Source organism: Segatella bryantii, from assembly GCF_022024215.1.
Taxonomy (GTDB): domain Bacteria; phylum Bacteroidota; class Bacteroidia; order Bacteroidales; family Bacteroidaceae; genus Prevotella; species Prevotella bryantii.
The window spans coordinates 1,027,501-1,047,298 of sequence record NZ_CP091798.1; the positions used below are offsets into that span (position 1 = coordinate 1,027,501).

Annotated in this window: 17 protein-coding genes (1 of these 17 cut by a window edge); 2 read left to right on the forward strand and 15 right to left on the reverse strand. The window is 35.0% G+C overall.

Going from position 1 to position 19,798, the window contains the following annotated elements; all coding sequences use genetic code 11:
* Nucleotides 1-791, forward strand: partial view of a xylulokinase gene (locus L6471_RS08305; RefSeq protein WP_237797674.1) — the 3' portion only. Its footprint begins 706 nt before the window's first position; 791 of the gene's 1,497 nt are visible here — the last part of the coding sequence; the start codon falls outside the window, past its left edge; the stop codon is at nucleotides 789-791.
* 54 nt (nucleotides 792-845) lie between these two features.
* Here L6471_RS08305 and L6471_RS08310 read toward each other — a convergent pair whose 3' ends face one another.
* From L6471_RS08310 to mltG, 4 genes are all read right to left on the reverse strand, one after another.
* Complete coding sequence (locus tag L6471_RS08310) at nucleotides 846-1,484, reverse strand: DedA family protein (RefSeq protein WP_006281928.1); 639 nt, start codon at nucleotides 1,482-1,484, stop codon at nucleotides 846-848.
* A gap of 20 nt (nucleotides 1,485-1,504) precedes the next feature.
* Complete coding sequence (locus tag L6471_RS08315) at nucleotides 1,505-2,944, reverse strand: tetratricopeptide repeat protein (RefSeq protein WP_143031280.1); 1,440 nt, start codon at nucleotides 2,942-2,944, stop codon at nucleotides 1,505-1,507.
* 21 nt (nucleotides 2,945-2,965) lie between these two features.
* Complete coding sequence (locus L6471_RS08320; protein WP_027453554.1) at nucleotides 2,966-4,681, reverse strand: glutamine--tRNA ligase/YqeY domain fusion protein; 1,716 nt, start codon at nucleotides 4,679-4,681, stop codon at nucleotides 2,966-2,968.
* A 259-nt stretch (nucleotides 4,682-4,940) separates the two neighbouring features.
* Nucleotides 4,941-5,987: an endolytic transglycosylase MltG gene (gene mltG / locus L6471_RS08325; protein WP_027453553.1), complete on the reverse strand. Its 1,047-nt coding sequence runs from the start codon at nucleotides 5,985-5,987 to the stop codon at nucleotides 4,941-4,943.
* A gap of 155 nt (nucleotides 5,988-6,142) precedes the next feature.
* Here mltG and L6471_RS08330 point away from each other — a divergent pair, with 155 nt between their 5' ends.
* Nucleotides 6,143-6,781, forward strand: coding sequence for an HAD family hydrolase (locus L6471_RS08330; protein ID WP_237797675.1), 639 nt, complete (start codon nucleotides 6,143-6,145; stop codon nucleotides 6,779-6,781).
* A 55-nt stretch (nucleotides 6,782-6,836) separates the two neighbouring features.
* Here the strand turns inward: L6471_RS08330 and L6471_RS08335 are convergent, their stop codons facing one another.
* The 11 genes from L6471_RS08335 to uvrB form a co-directional block, all read right to left on the reverse strand.
* Entirely contained in the window at nucleotides 6,837-8,075 is a 1,239-nt protein-coding gene (locus L6471_RS08335; protein WP_074613653.1) for an ABC transporter permease, read from the reverse strand.
* A gap of 9 nt (nucleotides 8,076-8,084) precedes the next feature.
* On the reverse strand, nucleotides 8,085-8,849 hold the full coding sequence (locus L6471_RS08340) for an ABC transporter ATP-binding protein (protein WP_006283241.1): 765 nt from the start codon (nucleotides 8,847-8,849) through the stop codon (nucleotides 8,085-8,087).
* 20 nt (nucleotides 8,850-8,869) lie between these two features.
* Nucleotides 8,870-10,042 carry an efflux RND transporter periplasmic adaptor subunit gene (locus L6471_RS08345; protein WP_237797676.1) on the reverse strand — a complete coding sequence of 391 codons (1,173 nt, stop codon included), beginning with the start codon at nucleotides 10,040-10,042 and terminating at the stop codon, nucleotides 8,870-8,872.
* Nucleotides 10,043-10,138: 96 nt separating this feature from the next.
* Nucleotides 10,139-11,482 (reverse strand): TolC family protein, encoded by a 1,344-nt coding sequence (locus L6471_RS08350; RefSeq protein WP_074613655.1) that lies wholly within the window; start codon nucleotides 11,480-11,482, stop codon nucleotides 10,139-10,141.
* Nucleotides 11,483-11,587: 105 nt separating this feature from the next.
* Nucleotides 11,588-12,190, reverse strand: coding sequence for a riboflavin synthase (locus L6471_RS08355; protein WP_237797677.1), 603 nt, complete (start codon nucleotides 12,188-12,190; stop codon nucleotides 11,588-11,590).
* 323 nt (nucleotides 12,191-12,513) lie between these two features.
* Nucleotides 12,514-13,149 (reverse strand): HD domain-containing protein, encoded by a 636-nt coding sequence (locus L6471_RS08360; protein WP_027453548.1) that lies wholly within the window; start codon nucleotides 13,147-13,149, stop codon nucleotides 12,514-12,516.
* 45 nt (nucleotides 13,150-13,194) lie between these two features.
* On the reverse strand, nucleotides 13,195-14,139 hold the full coding sequence (menA, locus tag L6471_RS08365; RefSeq protein WP_237797678.1) for a 1,4-dihydroxy-2-naphthoate octaprenyltransferase: 945 nt from the start codon (nucleotides 14,137-14,139) through the stop codon (nucleotides 13,195-13,197).
* Between the two features lie 8 nt (nucleotides 14,140-14,147).
* On the reverse strand, nucleotides 14,148-16,490 hold the full coding sequence (locus tag L6471_RS08370) for a putative porin (RefSeq protein ID WP_074803077.1): 2,343 nt from the start codon (nucleotides 16,488-16,490) through the stop codon (nucleotides 14,148-14,150).
* Nucleotides 16,490-16,762 (reverse strand): hypothetical protein, encoded by a 273-nt coding sequence (locus L6471_RS08375; RefSeq protein ID WP_006283008.1) that lies wholly within the window; start codon nucleotides 16,760-16,762, stop codon nucleotides 16,490-16,492. The genes L6471_RS08370 and L6471_RS08375 overlap by 1 nt, the downstream gene beginning before the upstream one ends.
* A gap of 12 nt (nucleotides 16,763-16,774) precedes the next feature.
* A complete protein-coding gene (locus tag L6471_RS08380) occupies nucleotides 16,775-17,548 on the reverse strand; it encodes a DUF4468 domain-containing protein (RefSeq protein WP_027453545.1) in 774 nt (257 codons plus the stop codon).
* Between the two features lie 89 nt (nucleotides 17,549-17,637).
* Complete coding sequence (gene uvrB / locus L6471_RS08385; protein WP_237797679.1) at nucleotides 17,638-19,677, reverse strand: excinuclease ABC subunit UvrB; 2,040 nt, start codon at nucleotides 19,675-19,677, stop codon at nucleotides 17,638-17,640.
* Nucleotides 19,678-19,798: the final 121 nt, after the last annotated feature.

The window sequence follows — 19,798 nt, forward strand, 5'->3', positions numbered from 1 at the left end:
GTACACCTATTTCATATCGTGCAGGTGATCAACCTAATAATGCTGTCAGTCTTAATGTTTTCAATCCGGGTGAAATTGCTTCAACTGCTGGAACAAGTGGTGTCGTGTATGGTGTGCTGGGTGATGTGAACTATGACTCAAAGAGTCGTGTTAATACTTTCGCACACGCTAATTATACTGAAGATTTAAATCGTTTAGGTGTCCTTCTTTGTATTAATGGTACTGGTATTCTTAATGCCTGGATACATCGTAATGTTGCTCCTGATTTAAGCTATGCTGCGATGAATGACGTTGCATCAGAAGCGCCTATTGGCAGTGATGGGGTTAAAATTATTCCATTTGGTAATGGTGCTGAACGTGTACTAGAAAACAAAAATGTTGGTTGTTCTATTCGTGGAATTAATTTCAATAAGCATAATCGATCTCATATTATTAGAGCGGCCCAGGAAGGAATCGTATTTAGTTTTTGTTATGGTATTGAGGTCATGGAAAAGATGGGTATGGATATTCATAAGATACACGCAGGTAAGGCTAATATGTTCCTAAGTCCTCTTTTCCGCAATACTTTAGCTAGTGTAAGTGGCGCTACTATTAATCTTTATGAAACAGATGGTAGTGTCGGTGCTGCTAAAGGTGCTGGTATGGGTGCTGGTATTTATAAGGATCATGATGAAGCTTTCAGCTCTCTTAAGAAATTGGCAGTTATAGAGCCAGATGAATCTAATCGTGATGCATATTTAAATGCTTATGCAGAATGGAAAGAAGAACTGAATAAGGTTATTACTAAATAAAATTATTAAATAAAAAAACAGGAATTCTCAAGAAGAGAATTCCTGTTTTTTTATTTAGTTAATTTGACTTTTTTGTCGATTAATATACCATTTTATTAGAAAATATATCAATGCAATAGCTACGATAGCCATAATTGTAAATTTGATATATTCGCCATATTCTGAAATTTTATTCTCTAGTTGTTCTTCTGGTACGAAAGAATGTAGCCACAAGCCTAATACTGCTAAAATTATATTCCAAACACCAGCACCTATAGTTGTATATAATAAAAATTTCCAGAATGTCATTTTGGCTAATCCTGCTGGAATAGATATAAGATGGCGTATTCCTGGTACAAGTCGACCTGATATTGTTGCAACCATACCGTGGTCATCAAAATATTTTTCGCTTTTTTCTACCTTTTTCTGATTCAACATGCATGCTTTTCCCCATTTACTGTTAGCAAAACGATAGATGACAGGTCTACCTAGATAATAACCTGCTATATAATTGATGGTTGCACCACAGTCTGCTCCGATGGTAGCGAAAAGAATTACTAGCCAAAAATTTAAATTTCCACCAGCTGCATGATAGGATGCTGGTGTTACAACAAACTCTGAAGGTACAGGTATAACGGTACTTTCTAATAGCATTAGTAAAAAAATAGTACCATAGTTTAAGTTACTAAGTAATGTTTGAAGTATTCCTCCCATTTTATAATTATTATTACTGATTAATACTGCGTTATGTGACTTTTATAGTATTCTAAATAGTCCTCAGGTTTTAGTTTTTCTGGAAAGAATGGTCCCAAGATGGTTTTTGACTTTTCTGGATCTTTTTCCACAGCTTTGACTAGAAAGTCAGGTATTCTATCATGATCATGTAAAGTCAATGCACAAAGGGCCAAATAGATCCAAATTTCTTTCCATACATAACTAGGAGTAGATTCATGAGATTGGTGAATATGTACAAGTGTATTCAGAAGTTTATATGAAGCATTGGTATAACCGTTATCATAAAATGACAGGGCTATGTGTAGCATTACTTCTTCAGAATTAATTGACATATTTATTGCTTTTTCAAATACAGATTTTGCTTCGTCTACTTTTCCATTTTCCAAATCCATGTGCCCTTCAAGAACGAGTAAGTCAGGATTAGTTGGATCTATATTTAAAGCTTTCTTGATATACTTATACGATAATTCTGTGTTGCCAACTTGATCGTAGTTATAAGCTAACTGTTTTAATATTTCTATTCTATTGGGTGATGACTTATCAAGTAGCTTTTCTGCTTTTTCAAGATGAGAAATTGACTCTTCGAATTTAGACATGCTTGACAGAGTTATACCTTGAAACATCTCACCAGTTTCGTCATTAGGATTAAGTTCTGCAACCTTTTTGTAATTTTTCAGTGCCTCTTCGTATTTATGTAAGTAGAATAGTGCATTAGCTTTATTAAAATAAGCTTCAAAATCGTTAGGATCAATAGCTATAGCATATTCACAGCTAACTATAGAATCATCTATTTCATTCGATAAATATTGTACCGTAGCCAGTTTATTCCAATATATATTGTTGTACGGGTCTTTATCCAAAATCTTATTGTAGATTTTTTTACTTTTTACATAATTTCCTTCGCTTGATGCAATTTGTGCATCTATTTCTTGATACAGGGTATAATTTTTTTTATTAGCACAATTCATCCATTTCTTAGCATATTTATACAGATTGTAATCTATATATAAATTGGCTATATCAAGACAAAACTCATCATGCTCGTCTTGAGATATATTTTCAAATATTTCTTCAAGATATTTGTCGGCTAATTTTTCGTGATTATCTGCTATCAGAATTTCTGCTTTGAGGTAATAATAATCTAAATCTGTTTTATCTTCAATTTTGTCAGCCCATTCATTAGCCTTTTGGCTATTTTTTTCATATATCAAACTCATTCGTGATCGAAAAAGTAGGGGACTAGTTGCTCCCGGAAATATCGAGATAGCATAGTCGGCTGCAGCTATTGCTTTTTTATACTCCCCTTTACTCTGATAGTACTCAGCTATATCAATTAAATCATCAGCCTCCAAATAGATGGAGTTGCCTGTGTTACAAGCTTCTTCATACATTTGGAGGTTATGACGAAATTCTTTGCTTTCGAAGATTTTATTACTCAATACTTCTTCTTGCTTAATTATTTATTTATTATTTTGCTTAGCCCAAGTATCTTTGAGACCTACAGTCTTATTAAAGATAAGATGCTCAGGTGTGGAATCTAAGTCTGCCATGAAATAACCCGTTCTTTGGAATTGTAGATATTCTCCAGCCTTCTTGGTTGCAGCATAATCTTCAACAAAACAGTTTTTATTGATCTTAAGACTATTCTGATTGAGCAATTCATGGAAATCTCTTTCATCAGCAGATGGATTTTCAACACTAAAAAGACGATCATATTCACGTACTTCTGCAGGTTTACAGTGATCTGCTGATACCCAATGTAATGTACCTTTTACTTTTCTGTTTGCTCCAGACATTCCGCTCTTGCTCTCAGGATCATATTCTGCCTGAATCTCTATTATATTTCCATTTTCATCTTTAGTACAGCCTGTACACATGACGATATAGGCATTTTTTAGACGGACCTCTTTACCTGGGGTCATACGGAAAAATTTCTTAGGTGCATCTTCCATGAAGTCTGCTCTTTCAATCCACAGATTCTTACTGAATGTAATTTTGTGGGTTGTAGAATTCTCATCTTCAGGATTATCGATAGCATCCATGTCTTCAGTCTGATCTTCTGGATAGTTTGTGATTACCAGTTTGACAGGGTCTAGTACAGCGCTTACACGTGTTGCTTTTTTGTTAAGATCTTCACGAACAGCAGCTTCTAATAGGGCCATGTCATTAAGAGCATCAAACTTAGTATAGCCGATTGAGTCGATAAAGTTACGAATACTTTCTGGGCTATAACCTCTACGGCGCATACCGCAAAGTGTTGGCATTCGTGGATCGTCCCATCCGCTAACAAACTTTTCATCTACTAAAGTGTGTAATTTGCGTTTGCTCATTACATTGTAAGTAAGATTTAAGCGATTAAATTCAATCTGACGAGGACGATTATCATCTAAAACGTCTGCAGAGCCGTCTTTTTCTTTTAGGAAATCAATAAACAAGTTATAGAGAGGACGATGAGGAACAAACTCTAATGTGCAGATAGAGTGGGTTACACCTTCGAAATAATCGCTCTGTCCATGTGCAAAGTCATACATTGGATAGCAATTCCATTTTGTACCAGTACGATGATGGGGTGTGTGAATAATGCGGTACATGATTGGATCGCGGAAATGCATGTTTGGGTTTGCCATGTCTAATTTAGCACGAAGAACCATGCTGCCTTCTTTAGCCTCAGGTGTATTCATCTGTTTGAAAAGCTGCAAGCTTTCTTCTATTGGTCGATTACGATATGGACTATCAGTACCTGGAGTGGTTGGAGTTCCTTTCTGTTTTGCTATTTCTTCAGCAGATTGCTCATCAACATAGGCGTGGTTATTTTCAATCATCCAAATAGCAAAATCCCACAACTTTTCAAAGTAGTCTGAAGCATAGTAAATATTACCCCATTTAAAACCCAACCATGAAATATCATGTAGAATATTTTCTACATACTCATTGTTTTCTTTGCTAGGATTGGTGTCGTCAAAGCGCAGATTACATACTCCGTTATATTTTTCTGCTACACCAAAATCCATGCAAATGGCTTTGGCATGGCCAATATGAAGATATCCGTTTGGTTCAGGAGGAAAGCGTGTCTGAATTCTACCACCATTTTTACCTGCTGCCAAATCTTCTTCGATTAGCTGCTCAACAAAACTAATACTTTTCTCTTCAGTATTTTCTTTTTCTTTAACTGCCATAGTCGTATAGATAATTTTATGCAAAGATACTAATTTTCCTATGAATAATCAAAGAGTTCTTTAAAAAAAAGCGAAATGCCTCTCACTTCGCAGTGGGAGGCATTCATCTCAATAGGTATTAGTTTTCTTTAAGGTAAAAAGATTGTATTTAGGATAACATTGCAAAGATAATGAAATATTTTTATACTTCCAAATGTTGATTGTATGTTTTATAACATTTTCCTTTTTCGAATATTTCATGAAATAAAAAAAAGAGGTATTATTTAATACCTCTTTCATTTAATGCTTTAGAATATTTTTCGGCATTTTTAAGATGCTCTTGATATGTTTTTGCAAAGTTATGAGTACCACTGAAATCTTCTTTGGCACACATGTACAAATAATCGTGTTTAATGTGGTTAAGTACTGCATCTATACCTGCTACTGTAGGTATTCGAATAGGTCCAGGTGGTAGTCCCGTATTTTTGTAAGTATTATATGGGCTATTGATGGACAAAAGGTTGTTGTAAATACGCTTAAGTTCAAATCTCTTCCATGCAAATTTAATAGTAGGGTCTGCTTGTAGTGGCATTCCATTAGGATATTCTGCATTTCTCAGTTTAAGTCTGTTATAATACATTCCTGCAACCATTGGCTTTTCCGCATCATTAGCAGTTTCTTCGTCAACGATGCTTGCAAGGGTTATTACTTCATTTGGTGTGAGTTGCATGGCTTTTGCTTTTTCTGTTCGGTTAAAATCCCAAAATTTTTTGCTTTCTTTTTTCATGAGATCCATGAATTTAGAAATAGACGCATTCCAATAAATTTCATAGGTATTTGGGATAAATAAGCAAACGATAGTAGCAGTGTCATATCCGTATTTTTCGCAGAAAGATTCATCTGCTAGTGAGTCGTACAATTCTTCCTCGTCGATGATGGTCTTTTTGGCTACAGCAGCAGCCAAATCTCCTTTAGTCCGAACAGAAGGAATGGTTAGACTTACTGGGTCCTGCATGCCGTTTTTTAAATGTCTAAAAGTAATAAATGCTCCCATGTCGTTTTTTATAGCATATCGGCCCGTACGAATATGGTCTGCATATTTACTGTGGCGTACAAGTGTCTTGAAGGCATGCATAGATCTGCTGGTAGCTATAGTATCTAACTTAGCGTAGACAGAATCTATATTATCATCCTGATCAATGTAGATATAACTTGTTCCTTTCTTTGAGGACATACCAGCAAAGAAATAGAAATAAACTAAACCTAGAATCACCAATAGGCACACACTTGCTCCTATGATGTACTTTTTACAAGTTGATGGTTTCATTTTTTATTTTTCTGTTTTAAAACTTTGCAAAGATACGAATTAATCGATTAACTCAATCATTTATAAAGAAAAATGTGTGGATAGGTTTAAAATTATTTAAAATCTTGGTAGAATGGACGGTTTATGGTACTTTTGTAAAGACTAATGGTAAAAAGATGAAGGAATTTTCTACTTACATTTTTGATTTGGATGGAACCCTGTTGGATTCTCTTGAAGATTTAATGTTGAGCTGTAATTATGCTTTGCATGAAAATAATATGCCCGAACGTACTCTAAATGAGGTTAGAATGTTTGTTGGTAATGGTGTAAAGAAGTTAATGGAACGTGCTATTCCTCAGGGACTTAATAATCCCAAATTTGACGAAACATATAATACTTTTCGCCAGCATTATTTGCATCATAATTTAGACCATACAGGACCTTATCCTGGTATCTTAGAGTTGTTGGATAGACTGCATTCTAACCATAAAAATATAGCTGTAGTTAGTAATAAATTTTATACAGCAACTCAAGAACTATGCCATCATTTCTTTTCAGATACAGTTCAGGTTGCAATTGGTGAGCGCGAAAATATAAAAAAGAAACCTGCACCTGATACGGTGAAAGAAGCGTTAAAGCAATTGGGGGTTACAGCTGATAATGCGGTATATATAGGAGATAGTGATGTTGATATAATGACTGCTAAAAATAGTGGAATGCCTTGTATTAGTGTCTTGTGGGGATTTAGAGATAAAGATTTTCTAGTGCGCCATGGAGGCTCTGTATTTGTTAATAGCCCTGAAGAAATATTTTAACAAATAAAGGTGGTCATTATTGACCACCTTTATTTGTTAGTATATGTTTATACTGTTATTCATAACGAATAGCTTCAATAGGATCTAATTGAGCTGCCTTTTTGGCAGGATACCAACCGAAAAATACGCCTGTAAATGTACATACAGCGAAACTCATAACAATGGTCCATGATTCGATGACAATAGGCCAATGGAGTATTGATTTTACGGCAAATGATGCTCCAATACCTAATACAACACCAATTATGCCACCTGTTACACTAAGCATTATTGCTTCTATGAGGAATTGATTCAAAATGTCTAAGCCTCTTGCACCAACACTCATGCGAAGGCCAATTTCACGTGTCCTTTCGGTCACACTGACATACATGATATTCATAATTCCGATTCCACCAACTATTAGAGATATGCCTGCAACAGCAGCCAATAGGTAAGTTAACATAGATGATGTAGAATTCATCATACTTGCAATTTCTTCTTGACTTCTGATTGTGAAATCGTCAGAATCAGCTTCTGAATTTTCTGTTGCATCTTTTAGTTTATGATTCTTACGGAGAATTTCTGATATTTGTTCTTGTGCTTTAGATGAAACGTCTTCCGTGATGGCAGAACAGTTAATACCCCCCAAATATGTTTGGGCCAATATACGTTTCATAACAGTAGTGTAGGGTGCCAGTACCAAATCATCTTGGTCCATTCCCATACTGTTGTATCCTTTTTTCTTTAAAACACCAACAACGCGGAACGGGATACTGCCAAACCTTACTATTTTCCCGACAGGGTCGGAACCATTTGGAAATAGATTGTCTACTACTGTCTGTCCTAATATGCAGACTTTAGCACTTGTTTTGATATCGGTTTCAGTAAACATTTCCCCATCACTAATACTCAACTGTCGAATGGTAAGATAATCTTGATTAACGCCATACATGGATGATGGAGTGTTTTCATTACCATAGATAAATTGTCCACTCTTACTAACAGTAGGGCTTATAGCAGAGATATAGTCACATTGCTCTTTTATAGCTTCATAGTCTGTTAGTTTTAATGTTTCCATTGAAGACGCGTCTTGTCTTACACCTCCTCGAACGTCTGCTCCTGGTGTAATCATGATCATGTTAGAGCCCATTGATGAAATGTTGGCTTGTATACTTTTTTTTGTACCTTGACCAATAGCGAGCATCGTTATTACAGATGCTATACCTATAATTATGCCTAATGCCGTCAGAAATGATCGCATTTTGCTGGCAAAAATTGCTCGTAAGGCTATTTTAAATAAATTTGTAAAATTCATAGGCTTGAATTATTCATCTGTGTTGGCTGGCAAGGCTGCTAGCCCTTCTGCAGCACTCAGAATATTATTATTGATTTCATCGCTAATGATTTGTCCATCACGTAGTTCGATGTTTCTGCTTGAGTAATTGGCAATGTCCGGATTATGTGTGACAAAGATAATGGTATGCCCAGCTGCATGAAGTTTTTGGAATAGAACTAGAATTTCAAAACTAGTTCTTGTATCCAAATTTCCTGTTGCCTCATCAGCAAGAATCACAGCTGGATCATTAACTAGGGCACGGGCTATAGCGACACGTTGCATTTGACCACCGGACATCTGGTTACTCTTATGGTAAAGTCTGCTTCCTAAGCCAACTGCTTCGAGAGATTGAATAGCTTTTTCACGACGTTCTTTGGCACTAACATTGCCATTATACATCAAAGGAAGTTCTACATTTTCTACACTTGTTGTTTTAGGCAACAGATTATAGTTCTGGAATATAAAGCCGATTTTGCGGTTACGTAGTAATGCTCTTTGTGACTTAGACATTGTACGAACGCTGACACCATCCAAATAATACTCGCCGCTGGTAGGGGTATCGAGGCATCCAAGCTGATTGAGGAGTGTTGATTTTCCAGAACCTGATTTTCCCATAATTGTGACAAATTCACCCTCGAATATTTTAAAGCTTACACCACGTAAGGCATGAACAGTTTCCCCTCCGACTTGGAATTCTCGCTTGACGTTGTCAAGTTCGATGACAATTTTCTTGTCTTTTTTTTCTTCAGTCATATGATATACTGTAAAAATGATTATTTTTTGTTGTTTTTCTTACGTGGACCAGGTGTGAATGGACTGCTTTCCTGACTGCTTTCCTCTTCAGAAGAAGTTACTGCTTGTGCATTTGTTATAACATTCTTACCCTGTGAAATACCACTTATAATCTGAGTGTGTGTACCGTCTGTTTCACCTATGTTGACTTTGTATGCTTTGATAGTGTTGCCTTCAACGACCCATACTTTATTTTTGGCATTTACATCAATTATTTTTTTATTGCCTACTGTTTCTTTGGTAGGAGTATAACGAAGAGCCTTGTTTGGTACACTGAGAACACCCACTTTTTCAGAAGTAGAAATGGTTACGTTAGCGGTTAAACCAGGTTTGAGTTTTAAGTCATTATTCTCAGCAGAGATTACAACTTCATAGGTAACAACATTATTTGTCGTTGTAGCCTCCTGGCGAACTTGGGTTACAGAACCATGAAAAGTATCATCAGGGAAAGCATCAACAGTGAATTTTACTTTGTCACCCTGTTTAACATTACCAATGTCAGCTTCATCAACATTAGCAATAACACGCATTTTGGTAAGATCTTGTGCAATGGTGAAGAGTTCTGGGGTACTGAAACTTGCTGCAACAGTTTGGCCTTCTTCTACACTCTTACTCAGGACAATACCATCGACAGGAGATGTAATTGTAGCATAACTAAGATTAGTTTGGGCTTGTGCGACGCTTTCTTTAGATGTTTTAAGTGTAGCTTTAGCTTGATTATAAGCAAGTAGAGCATTTTCATAGTCATCTGCACTGACAAGTCCCTTTTTGTAAAGAGTGTGATAGCGATTATAATTAGCAAGTTCGTATGCTAATTTACTTTGTGCACTAGCTAAGTTTGCCTTGGCTGTGTTTAATTGACTGTTAAGGTTAGTTTTATCAAGCTCGGCAATTACTTGTCCTTTTTTTACTATACTATTATAATCAACATATAGCTTGTCGATAATACCAGAAACCTGTGTACCGACAGTAACACTTGTCACTGGTTCGATAGTACCTGTAGCAGTAACAGTACTTTCAAGAGTACGTGGAGCTACTTTCTCTGTTATGAAATCTACATGTTGTTCCTCTTTTTTGTTAGAGAAAAACCATATCCCTATAGCGATTGCTATTAAAGCAATAACTATATACCAAATTTTACTCATTCTTTTCATATAAGTCTAGATTTTTATTTGTTCTAATATAAATATTGTTGTTTTATCTATTTTGCCCTTTTAACATTATTATGATATAATAGATGTTCTCTGTATTTATTTGTCTAAAGAACCATTTTTATAGAAGTTGAGCATATTGATGTTTAGAATAGTCAGGTATTTACTTTGTAATTCATTCTGTTGAGCTGTAAGAAGGTTGTTTTTTCCTGTTCTAAGTTCAACAATATTTTTCAGACCTAACTTAAATTGTTCACTTAAGAGTTTATAACTTTCAAGGGCACTGTTAGTACTTATGCTTGCAGCTTTGTATTGATTTTGATTACTTGTAGCTTGTATCCAATAATTTTCAATAGTTGAGTAAAGCTCTGTTTGTTTGTCTTTTAGATCAAGTATACTTTGCTGTTTATTAATAATAGCCTTATTAGTAGCTGTCTTTTTTGAGCGATTATCAAAAATTGGGATACTAACAGTTAAACCACCACCTAATGCAAAGTTTGTTTTCAGTTGACTCCCTATATTTGTAGAGCTCAGGCTTGTGGAAGATGTGCTTAAACCAGCGTTGGCGCTAATTGTTGGCAAATTCTGTGCTTTAGCCATTTTTATAGAGATATCGCTTTGGTCTATAGCGTTTTGATAGCTTTTGATTTCAGGTCTTGTTTCAAGAGCAGCAGCATATACGCTATTCAGTGAAGGAACTGAGCTTAATGCCATTTCATTAGTCTGTTCGGTTACAGCGATATCAAAATCTTCATCATTAGTGATTTGTAGTAGTTGTTTCAGTTGACGTTTATAGTTTGCTACATTACTTTGTGAACTAACTACATTATATTGATCTTGAGCAACTTGTGCTTCTAATTGAGCAACATCAGCCTTACTCATTTTACCAACTTTTAGCATTTCTTGCCCACGACTCAAGTTCTCCTTACTCATTTCTAAACTTTGCTCATTTACTTTAATAGCCTCTTTAGAATAGAGTATTTGGATATAATATTGCACAATCTGTTCTTGAATGCTTAAAGCGGTAGTAACAGAGTCAATAGATGCTTTTTCTGAAGCAAGTTGATTTAATTTGATGGTATTTTTGTTTCGATTTCCATTCCAAATAGTCCAGTTTGCATTAACACTATATGTACCGTTATAAGAAACTTTATCAACAGAAGAGCGAGAATACCCATCGCTACTGACTGCACCAGATTCAACCCATGGCGTATAATTTACATTTTGGGAAGTTGAAGCTGATAGAGAAGGTAATAAGGCAGCTTTTGATTCAAGTACGTCCTCATTTGCTTTCAATTTCAGAAGATGATTTTTCTGAATTGTAATATTGTTCTGCAGTGCGTAGTTAATACATTCTTGAAGTGTCCACTGCTTGGCATTTGTCATTATCGGCATAGCCATCATTGAAAGAGCTAAAATACCCTTTGTCCAGTATTTATTCATTGGCTTTTTATATTAAATTATAATTCTGACTTTTTTGATGTGGTTAATCAAAAAAGGTTTACTCTAAAAAGTAGAATTTAACTAATCTTTAGAGTAAACCTTTAATTATTTCAAACTTTGTAATCTAGCAATATATTTTCCCAGAATATCAAATTCTATATTAACTATGCTACCTTCATGGATATTGCAAAAATTCGTATTTTCACGTGTATAAGGTATAATGGCAACAGTAAATGTATTTTCTGTAGGATTCACGACAGTGAGTGAAACACCATTTACTGTTATCGATCCTTTATCTACTGTAAAGTAACCTCTTTCTGCCATTTTTTTATCGAAAGGATATTCAAATGTGAAATAGGTCGAACCACCAGCGTCTTCTAATTTGATGCATTTGGCAGTTTGGTCTACATGACCTTGGACAATATGTCCATCTAATCGGCCATTCATAATCATAGATCGTTCAACATTTACTTTGTCGCCAACTTGAAGTTTTCCTAAATTGCTTCGTTCTAAAGTTTCTTTCATAGCTGTAACCGTATAAGTTCCATCTTTTAGGTCGACTACTGTTAGACAAACACCATTATGTGCAATGCTTTGATCAATGGTGAGTTGGTCTACAAAAGAACATTTCAAAGTGAAATGAATATTCTCTTGTTCTTTTTGTACGGCTACTACTGTAGCCATTTCTTCAACTATTCCTGAGAACATAATTGATTATTTCTTTTGATTATTAATTCTTAAAAGTGAAGGCAGAATTTCAATGAAATCCTGCCTTCAATATAAAAGGGTCGTTCGATGATGTGATGAAACTCCAATCTTAAAAAGATTTGAGAGCTCCCCGTCTTTGTAATCCACAGGCTTTACAGCTTAGTCGCAAATGCGGTTTATGTGGCCCGCCATTGGCAAAGGATGTCTTCTCGGTTTCACATATTATTTGATGAGTATCCCAATCGAATCGACACGACCCATACCTTTCTCCTTTCTATTGCAAAGATAAGTCTTTTCTTTTTATCAAGCAAATAATTTAAACTTTATTTTTGTTTTAAAGTGTCGTAGATTTCGTTGAATATAGCTTTAAGTCTATTTTCTTCTTCAATGATGTTTTGTATTTCTCGCAGCTTTTTTTCGTTTGGGCTGTGTTCAATCCATAGTTTAATATAGCCTGAACTCGAATATTTTTCTTTCATGTGATGTCGAAATCTTTCCCACTGTTCATCTTTATTTTTGTTTGGATAATTTTCTAAGCCGTATTGAATAGCTCGTGTGAAGACTTCGTTAGGTTCTAAGTCTCTGTCTGCTTCAGCTACGATTCTACCATATATGCTCCTTGGTTGCCTACTTGCTGATGCGCGATGATCTTCTACTGCTTCTTTCATGATGTTGATTTGGTCTATACTAAACCATTTTTTTAATCTAGCATCAGCAAGTAATATTTTACCACTTGTAATATGATGTATAGCCCTAGGTCCACTCATGCCCAGGTCATGGTATGCTGCTATAGTATATACCATGTCTATATCAGCACCTGTGCATTTAGCTAATTCTATAGAGTTTCTCATGACACGTGTTACATGTCGTAGGCCATGACTTTCTCCAAAAGCATTATATCGTGGAAGTATTTCTGTCTCAATAAATTCCATGAGATCCAAACTTACATTTTGCCTCATTTTCTTCTTTTATTTTATTGAATGTTTTCTCTAAGCATTATATTTTTATACATATTGGATAATTAAAATGCTTAGAACCGTGGTTAAACCATAAATAAACATATTGCGGGCTGTCATACCCAATACGAGGTTTAATTCTTTACCTTTCCAAATATACTTCATCTTTTTTGAAGCATTGTCAAGTAGAATAGTATAGGGTATAAAAGCTGTTAGGGCAAGAATTGTTTCTTGATTTTTATCGATTTCCATTCCTTCAATTAATATAGCAATCATGGTTAAGATGACTCCGATGAATCCTACGGTTTGATATAATTTATATCCTCTGTTTTCTCCAAGTCTAACGATGAGTGTTATTTTTCCATCTTTTTTGTCATTGTTTCTATCTCTGAAATTATTTATGCATAAAAGCGTGTCTATAACCAAGCCACATCCAAGTGAAGTCAAAAAGACAGTCCATGGTATGTACTGCATATCTTTTGGGACTATTACATAGTAGGTGAGGCATACAGGTATGATTCCAAAGAATACTAAAACTAGTAAATCTCCCAATCCGATATAACTTAGTTTGGTGGTATATAGAAAGCAGAATAATACACAGATTATGCCAATTATAATCATTTCTATCCCTCCAAAATATATGAGTGGTAGTCCTATTAAGCATGCTAATAGGGTAGTAATCATTAGTCCCCATCGCATAGCTTTTAAAGTTATCCATCCTTCAGAGCAAGCTCTCTTTGGCCCTAGTCGCGTAGAACTATCATCATTACCTTTTAGACAATCAAAATAATCATTTATAAAGTTAGCATCTATCTGCATAACAAATGCAAATAAAAAGCATAAGATTGCGGGAATCATTTGAAACATTTCTGCCCCGCAATTTTTCCATGCAAAGGCAGTTCCAATCATTACGGGTACAGCTGCGCCTGTTAAAGTCTTGGGGCGAGCTGCTAGTATCCATGCTTTAATAGAATTTATTTTTACTGTAGACATTGTGAATTTTAATTAAAGAAATTCCAACTTACACCAAAACGAAGAATTTGTTCATTAAGTGGATAGTGAGGTGTAAAGAAGTACTCTTTTGATCCTCCTATATTTACATGACTCATCATTACAAAAAAGCGTGCATGTTTCAAGAAGAAGTTAAAGTATACATTTACAACAGGATAATTACCAACTTTTACTCGATTATCTTTGTTGCCTTGAATAGCGTAGCTTCCCAATGCAGGACTATAGTCTGGTGCATAATATTTTGTAAAATATCTGACATCAGCACCAAAGTCACATTTTAGTACTTTAGCAATCTTAAATTTCAAATATATATTAGAATATATATTGAAACTAGGAACAGGAAGTATGTCTTGGTCTGTTGATTGTTGGAATGTTAATACATTGTCCCAATTTAAAATACCATAAGTCAGTCGCTGGTTGAGTTGTAAAGTTAGCAAGCCAATTGTAGAGGTTGTTTGCATAGGTGTTACAGTAACTCCTGTTCTTAAATAGCTATCTGTAATATTATAACTCTGACTGAAATAATAGTAGTTGGTAAGTTGGTCAAATCCTACTCGGAGCTGAGTTCGGGTTTTGTCATAGCTAAAGATACCTTCTATACGGCTATGAATCATTTGTTTAAAATCGTTATCATTTTCGCTCCACCAAAAATGGCGTGAATGATAATTGCGATAATAAAAGCTTGGATTCAATCTGTGAAAGAATGCGTTAGCTGCCAAGCGAACTGTGTCTCCGAATAATTTGAAATTGAGATCTCCGTGACCATCTATTTGTATTTGACCAGCATCTTGTCCTGCTACTCCAATTTCTGCAGTAACATTATAATGGAACAAGGTTCCTTGAGTTTTACTTAGCTGTCCTCCTATATTTAGAGTTCCCTCATTGTATTTTGAAATACCAGAAGCGGTAGAATCAGGAAGCTCATAATGACGATAGTCATAGTTGGCAAATAATTTGAGACCTGATTTTACCCATTTATTAAAACCTTCGAGCATTGCTATAGCAAAAGTATTTTTAATTTCGTAATGCTTTGTTAGGTCCTCGATAGAATCTCCTGCTAATGCACCAGTATAGTCATAGGTATTATTATAGTAATCAGCAGGGGTGCTGTATGCCTGATATATTCTTTTAAAGTTATCAAATTTTACTGTATGGATGAAACTTGTAACAGGTACATATTCGTTTTTTAACCAACTAGTATCCTCTGCAACCTTTTTTTGTTCAGTGATAAGGCTGTCTGCTGCGGCTTTACTGTTCAGAGAAACTCTTCCACTATCAACGCTTCCTTTCGTGTTTACCAAAGCCTCATCGCCCATGATTTTTGCATCATCAGGTCTTCCTGTAAATTTCTTTTGGTGTTCCAAGTCTTCTCTTGAAATATTTTTTCCTTCTTTTTTGGCTTTTTTGAGTGCTTCCTCTTTTGCTTTTTGACCTTCGTTTTCCTTTTTAGAAGCTATGGCAAATTTTTTTGCTTTGATTTCATCTTCTGTCATTTTAACCTTCCGGTTAAAGCCTACGTTATAGCGGTGAGTAAAGAATATGTGTTGATTGTCGTTTCTGTTCCAGTTTTGTGATAATACGGTAGGTATTTCATCAGAAGTGTAAGTAGTAGATTGGCTTTCAGGGTGAGTTACGTAAGCATCATTGGTTATACCACCATTTTCTGTTACTTTTTGGTGATTTAGACTAACCAAGAAATGAGCTTGATAGCGATCTCCTAAATAAGAAGACCAGAAAGTATACCCAAAGTGTGAAGTACTTTGGGAATCATAATATCCTCTTCCGTATTTATAGTCAAATCTAAAGCCTAAACCAAGTTTTTTGCCAGCATTAACTGCGAAAATAGCCTTAAAATCATCTTCACCATTTGTACGATCGCCACATTCGTTAAGCGTAACGTTGGTAATAGGAGAGTATGTATTTGTAAAATGGAAAGTACCAACGGGTTTCACAAAATAGTCATAAGGATCCGTAAATATAAATTGGCTATTTTCAGGACGGTCAATAAATATTCTGTTGATTCTTGGTGCGCCTAAGTTTCCTGTTGTATTATATTCTCCTCTGAGTCCTGTTGTAAAAACAGTATTCATGTACATATAGGATGACGTGTCAACTTCTGCTGATCTTTGATCACCAAAACGTTCGTCTATGGTCCAAACGCGTATACCTTCAGGTATTTTTTTATTATGTCCTTTTGACATAATAGAGTCTGAAGACTTACTTGGATTCATTGTAGAATAATAAGGATTATTTATATCCTCATCTAAATTGGTTTGTGCCATAACTGGTGTTATGGCACAAACTGAAAGTAATATAGAAAATAAACTTTTCATTATCTTTTAAACATACGTAAACCTACTTCGATAATCTTGACTGCAACTGCTGAAAGCACGATTATTACACCTGTCTGATACATGTCTGTAGCATACATGATAATTAATCCGATTGCAGCTAATAGCATAAATATAATATTGAGCAGGTTTCTTATCTTGAAGTACTGATCACGAGGTTTTTCCACATGCAAAGGAGCATGATGAAACTTAGCTCTTAATTCCTCATTATCTGTTGATTTAATTGTCTTTTTTTGTTCTTCTTCTTGGCTCATTTTTAATTGTTTTTATTTTATGAGAAGATCTTTAATATTTTTAAATATCTCATCTTTTCTGTCGATTGTTTTTCGACGAAATTTTCCATAAATTCTTGATAATTTAGTGTGCTTTTTGTTAAGTGCATATTTGTCTGAAATTACATTTTCAGCAGGTTCTTTAAAGCCTGTAGCTCTGCCTTGGTCATAATTATAACTTATGCGACTTATGGATAGGTCTAACTGATTATCCTTACATTTTGCAATAATTGTATAGTAGAACTCAGTACGATCTATAGATATAAATGTATTTGAAAATATTAAATATTCTCTTACGGTAGCAACAATTGTACTTTTTTCTTGATTAACAAGAGCGACACGGCTTCCTTGTAACTGATTGCTATCAGAGGTGAGATCTGTTAGATATTCTAATATTTTTGTATAGATATCGTCTTGACTCATGTTGATATGATCTAATTTGAGCTTGAAAACGATATCACCTTTTTCTGAATAAGTGATAGCTCCTTCTAAATATTTAGAATCATCAATATGGTCATTACTAGTTTTTTCTTTTATAGTTTTTTTCTGAGGAGTAGTTGGGATGGTCCAGCCTTGATTTCTATTGCTTGATTTCTCAGATGCATTTCTTTCAGCATCTTCTTTTGCTTTTTGGGCCTCTTTTAATGCTTTTTGGGCCTCTTCAAGTTGCTTTTGGGCTTGTTCAAGTTTCTGCTCAGGGGTTAGTACCGTCTGTGCTTGACACGTCAGAGGCAAAAGAAAAAATGTACTGATTAAAAAATTCCTCATTTTATAAATTATTTTTGTATATATTCTATCGCAAAGATACATATTTTATTTGAATTTGTCCAAAACTATAGTCTTAAAAAACATTTATACTATTTTTTGTCTAACATTTCCTGTAATTTTACGATTTCGTCTCTGTATTGAGCAGCTTGCATGAAATCAAGGTCTTTTGCGGCCATTTTCATAAGTCGTGTAGTGTTAGCTATACTCTTTTCAAGTTGCTCTTTAGTCATATTTAATACAATTGGGTCAGCTGCAAATGTACCAACTTCAGACTCATGATAAACATTGTTTGTTTTATCCATATTGCGAGTTCTAGCGGGTTCGTTTTCGTTGCTAACAGATGCTAGTTCGTTCTTGATTTCTTTGACAATCTGTTGAGGAGTGATACCATGTTCTTCATTATATTTCATCTGTATCATTCGTCTTCTTGCAGTCTCGTCTATAGTTTTTTGCATACTTTCGGTAATATTGTCTGCATACATGATTACTTTACCATGTATATTTCGAGCAGCTCTACCTGCAGTCTGAGTTAAACTTCTATGACTTCTTAAAAAACCTTCTTTGTCAGCGTCGAGTATAGCGACTAAAGAGACTTCTGGTAAATCCAATCCTTCTCGTAAAAGATTTACTCCAACTAATACATCGTAAGTTCCTGCTCTTAAATCGTTCATGATCTTAATTCGGTCTAGAGTAGCAACATCACTATGAATGTATGCGGATTTTACATTGTGATTTAAAAGATACTCTGTTAATTCTTCGGCCATTCTTTTCGTAAGCGTTGTTATTAGTACACGTTCGTTTCGGTGAATACGCGTGAGAATTTCATCCATGAGATCGTCTATCTGATTTTCACTAGGTCTTACTTCAATTTCAGGGTCAAGGAGACCTGTTGGTCTAATTAATTGTTCGACGACAATACCTTCAGATTCTTCTAATTCATAGTTAGCAGGTGTGGCTGATACATATATTGCCTGGTTCAGTAACTCATGGAATTCTTCAAATTTTAATGGGCGGTTATCAAATGCTGCAGGAAGTCGGAATCCATATTCTACTAAGTTTTGTTTTCTGGCACGATCACCGCCATACATGGCTCCAATCTGTGGAATGCTGACATGGCTTTCGTCTACTATAAGCAGATAATCTTTTGGGAAAAAATCTAAAAGGCAATACGGACGGTCTCCAGCTTGTCTACCATCGAAATATCGGGAATAATTCTCAATACCCGAACAATGCCCAAGTTCTTTAATCATTTCAATATCGTATTCTACACGTTCTTTGATTCGCTGTGCCTTTATATGGTCCCCGATTTCATTGAAATAGTCAACTTGTTTGACCAAGTCATCTTGAATCATGCGAATACCATGTTCTGTTTGCTCTTTAGTGGTAATAAATAAATTGGCTGGATATATTTCGTATTGTTCAAAACTCTCAATTCTGTGAAACGATACAGAGTCAACTTCTTCTATAGAATCAATTTCATCGTCCCACCAACTTACTCGAAGAATATTATCAGAATAAGCCATAGCGATATCCACAGTTTCTCCTTTTACTCTAAAATTACCACGATGAAGTTCTATGTCGTTTCTTACATATAAATCGTCAACCAGCTTTCGTAAGAATTCGTTACGATCAATGATTTGTCCTTTTTTTAATTTGATTATACTTTCCTGCATAGCCACTGGGCCTCCCATACCATAAATACATGATACAGAAGATACAACGATTACATCTTTTCTCCCTGATAATAAGGCTGATACAGCACCAAGTCTTAGCTTGTCAATATCCTCGTTTATAGCTAAGTCCTTTTCTATATAAGTATCTGATGTAGGTAGGTAAGCTTCAGGTTGATAATAGTCATAATAGCTAACATAATATTCAACGGCATTATGAGGAAAAAAGCCTTTCATTTCTTGGTATAATTGAGCTGCTAGGGTCTTATTATGACTCAAGATTAAAGTCGGCTTATTTACTTTAGCTATTACATTAGCCATGGTAAAAGTTTTACCAGAGCCTGTTACGCCTAGAAGAACTTGTGCGGGTACTCCTTGTTCGATCCCTTCCACTAGTTGCTTAATTGCTTGTGGCTGATCGCCAGTAGGTTTGTAATTTGATGTTAAATTAAAGTTCATATTTTGCAAAATTACGAATTTATCAATTAATATGAGTTATAAAGATTAATAATTTGCCAAAAAAAACATTTTTTACTTTGTAAATCGGTAAAAAGATTGTATTTTTGCATCTCAAAAGTGC

Excerpts from the sequence above, each read along its gene's own strand:
- L6471_RS08345 (WP_237797676.1), bottom strand. The coding sequence starts at position 10,042 with ATGAAAAGAATGAGTAAAATTTGGTATATAGTTATTGCTTTAATAGCA.
- menA (WP_237797678.1), bottom strand. The coding sequence starts at position 14,139 with ATGTCTACAGTAAAAATAAATTCTATTAAAGCATGGATACTAGCAGCT.
- L6471_RS08360 (WP_027453548.1), bottom strand. The coding sequence starts at position 13,149 with ATGAGGCAAAATGTAAGTTTGGATCTCATGGAATTTATTGAGACAGAA.
- L6471_RS08370 (WP_074803077.1), bottom strand. The coding sequence starts at position 16,490 with ATGAAAAGTTTATTTTCTATATTACTTTCAGTTTGTGCCATAACACCA.
- L6471_RS08350 (WP_074613655.1), bottom strand. The coding sequence starts at position 11,482 with ATGAATAAATACTGGACAAAGGGTATTTTAGCTCTTTCAATGATGGCT.
- L6471_RS08330 (WP_237797675.1), top strand. The coding sequence starts at position 6,143 with ATGAAGGAATTTTCTACTTACATTTTTGATTTGGATGGAACCCTGTTG.
- L6471_RS08355 (WP_237797677.1), bottom strand. The coding sequence starts at position 12,190 with ATGTTCTCAGGAATAGTTGAAGAAATGGCTACAGTAGTAGCCGTACAA.
- L6471_RS08380 (WP_027453545.1), bottom strand. The coding sequence starts at position 17,548 with ATGAGGAATTTTTTAATCAGTACATTTTTTCTTTTGCCTCTGACGTGT.
- L6471_RS08310 (WP_006281928.1), bottom strand. The coding sequence starts at position 1,484 with ATGGGAGGAATACTTCAAACATTACTTAGTAACTTAAACTATGGTACT.
- uvrB (WP_237797679.1), bottom strand. The coding sequence starts at position 19,677 with ATGAACTTTAATTTAACATCAAATTACAAACCTACTGGCGATCAGCCA.
- L6471_RS08340 (WP_006283241.1), bottom strand. The coding sequence starts at position 8,849 with ATGACTGAAGAAAAAAAAGACAAGAAAATTGTCATCGAACTTGACAAC.
- L6471_RS08375 (WP_006283008.1), bottom strand. The coding sequence starts at position 16,762 with ATGAGCCAAGAAGAAGAACAAAAAAAGACAATTAAATCAACAGATAAT.
- mltG (WP_027453553.1), bottom strand. The coding sequence starts at position 5,987 with ATGAAACCATCAACTTGTAAAAAGTACATCATAGGAGCAAGTGTGTGC.
- L6471_RS08335 (WP_074613653.1), bottom strand. The coding sequence starts at position 8,075 with ATGAATTTTACAAATTTATTTAAAATAGCCTTACGAGCAATTTTTGCC.
- L6471_RS08320 (WP_027453554.1), bottom strand. The coding sequence starts at position 4,681 with ATGGCAGTTAAAGAAAAAGAAAATACTGAAGAGAAAAGTATTAGTTTT.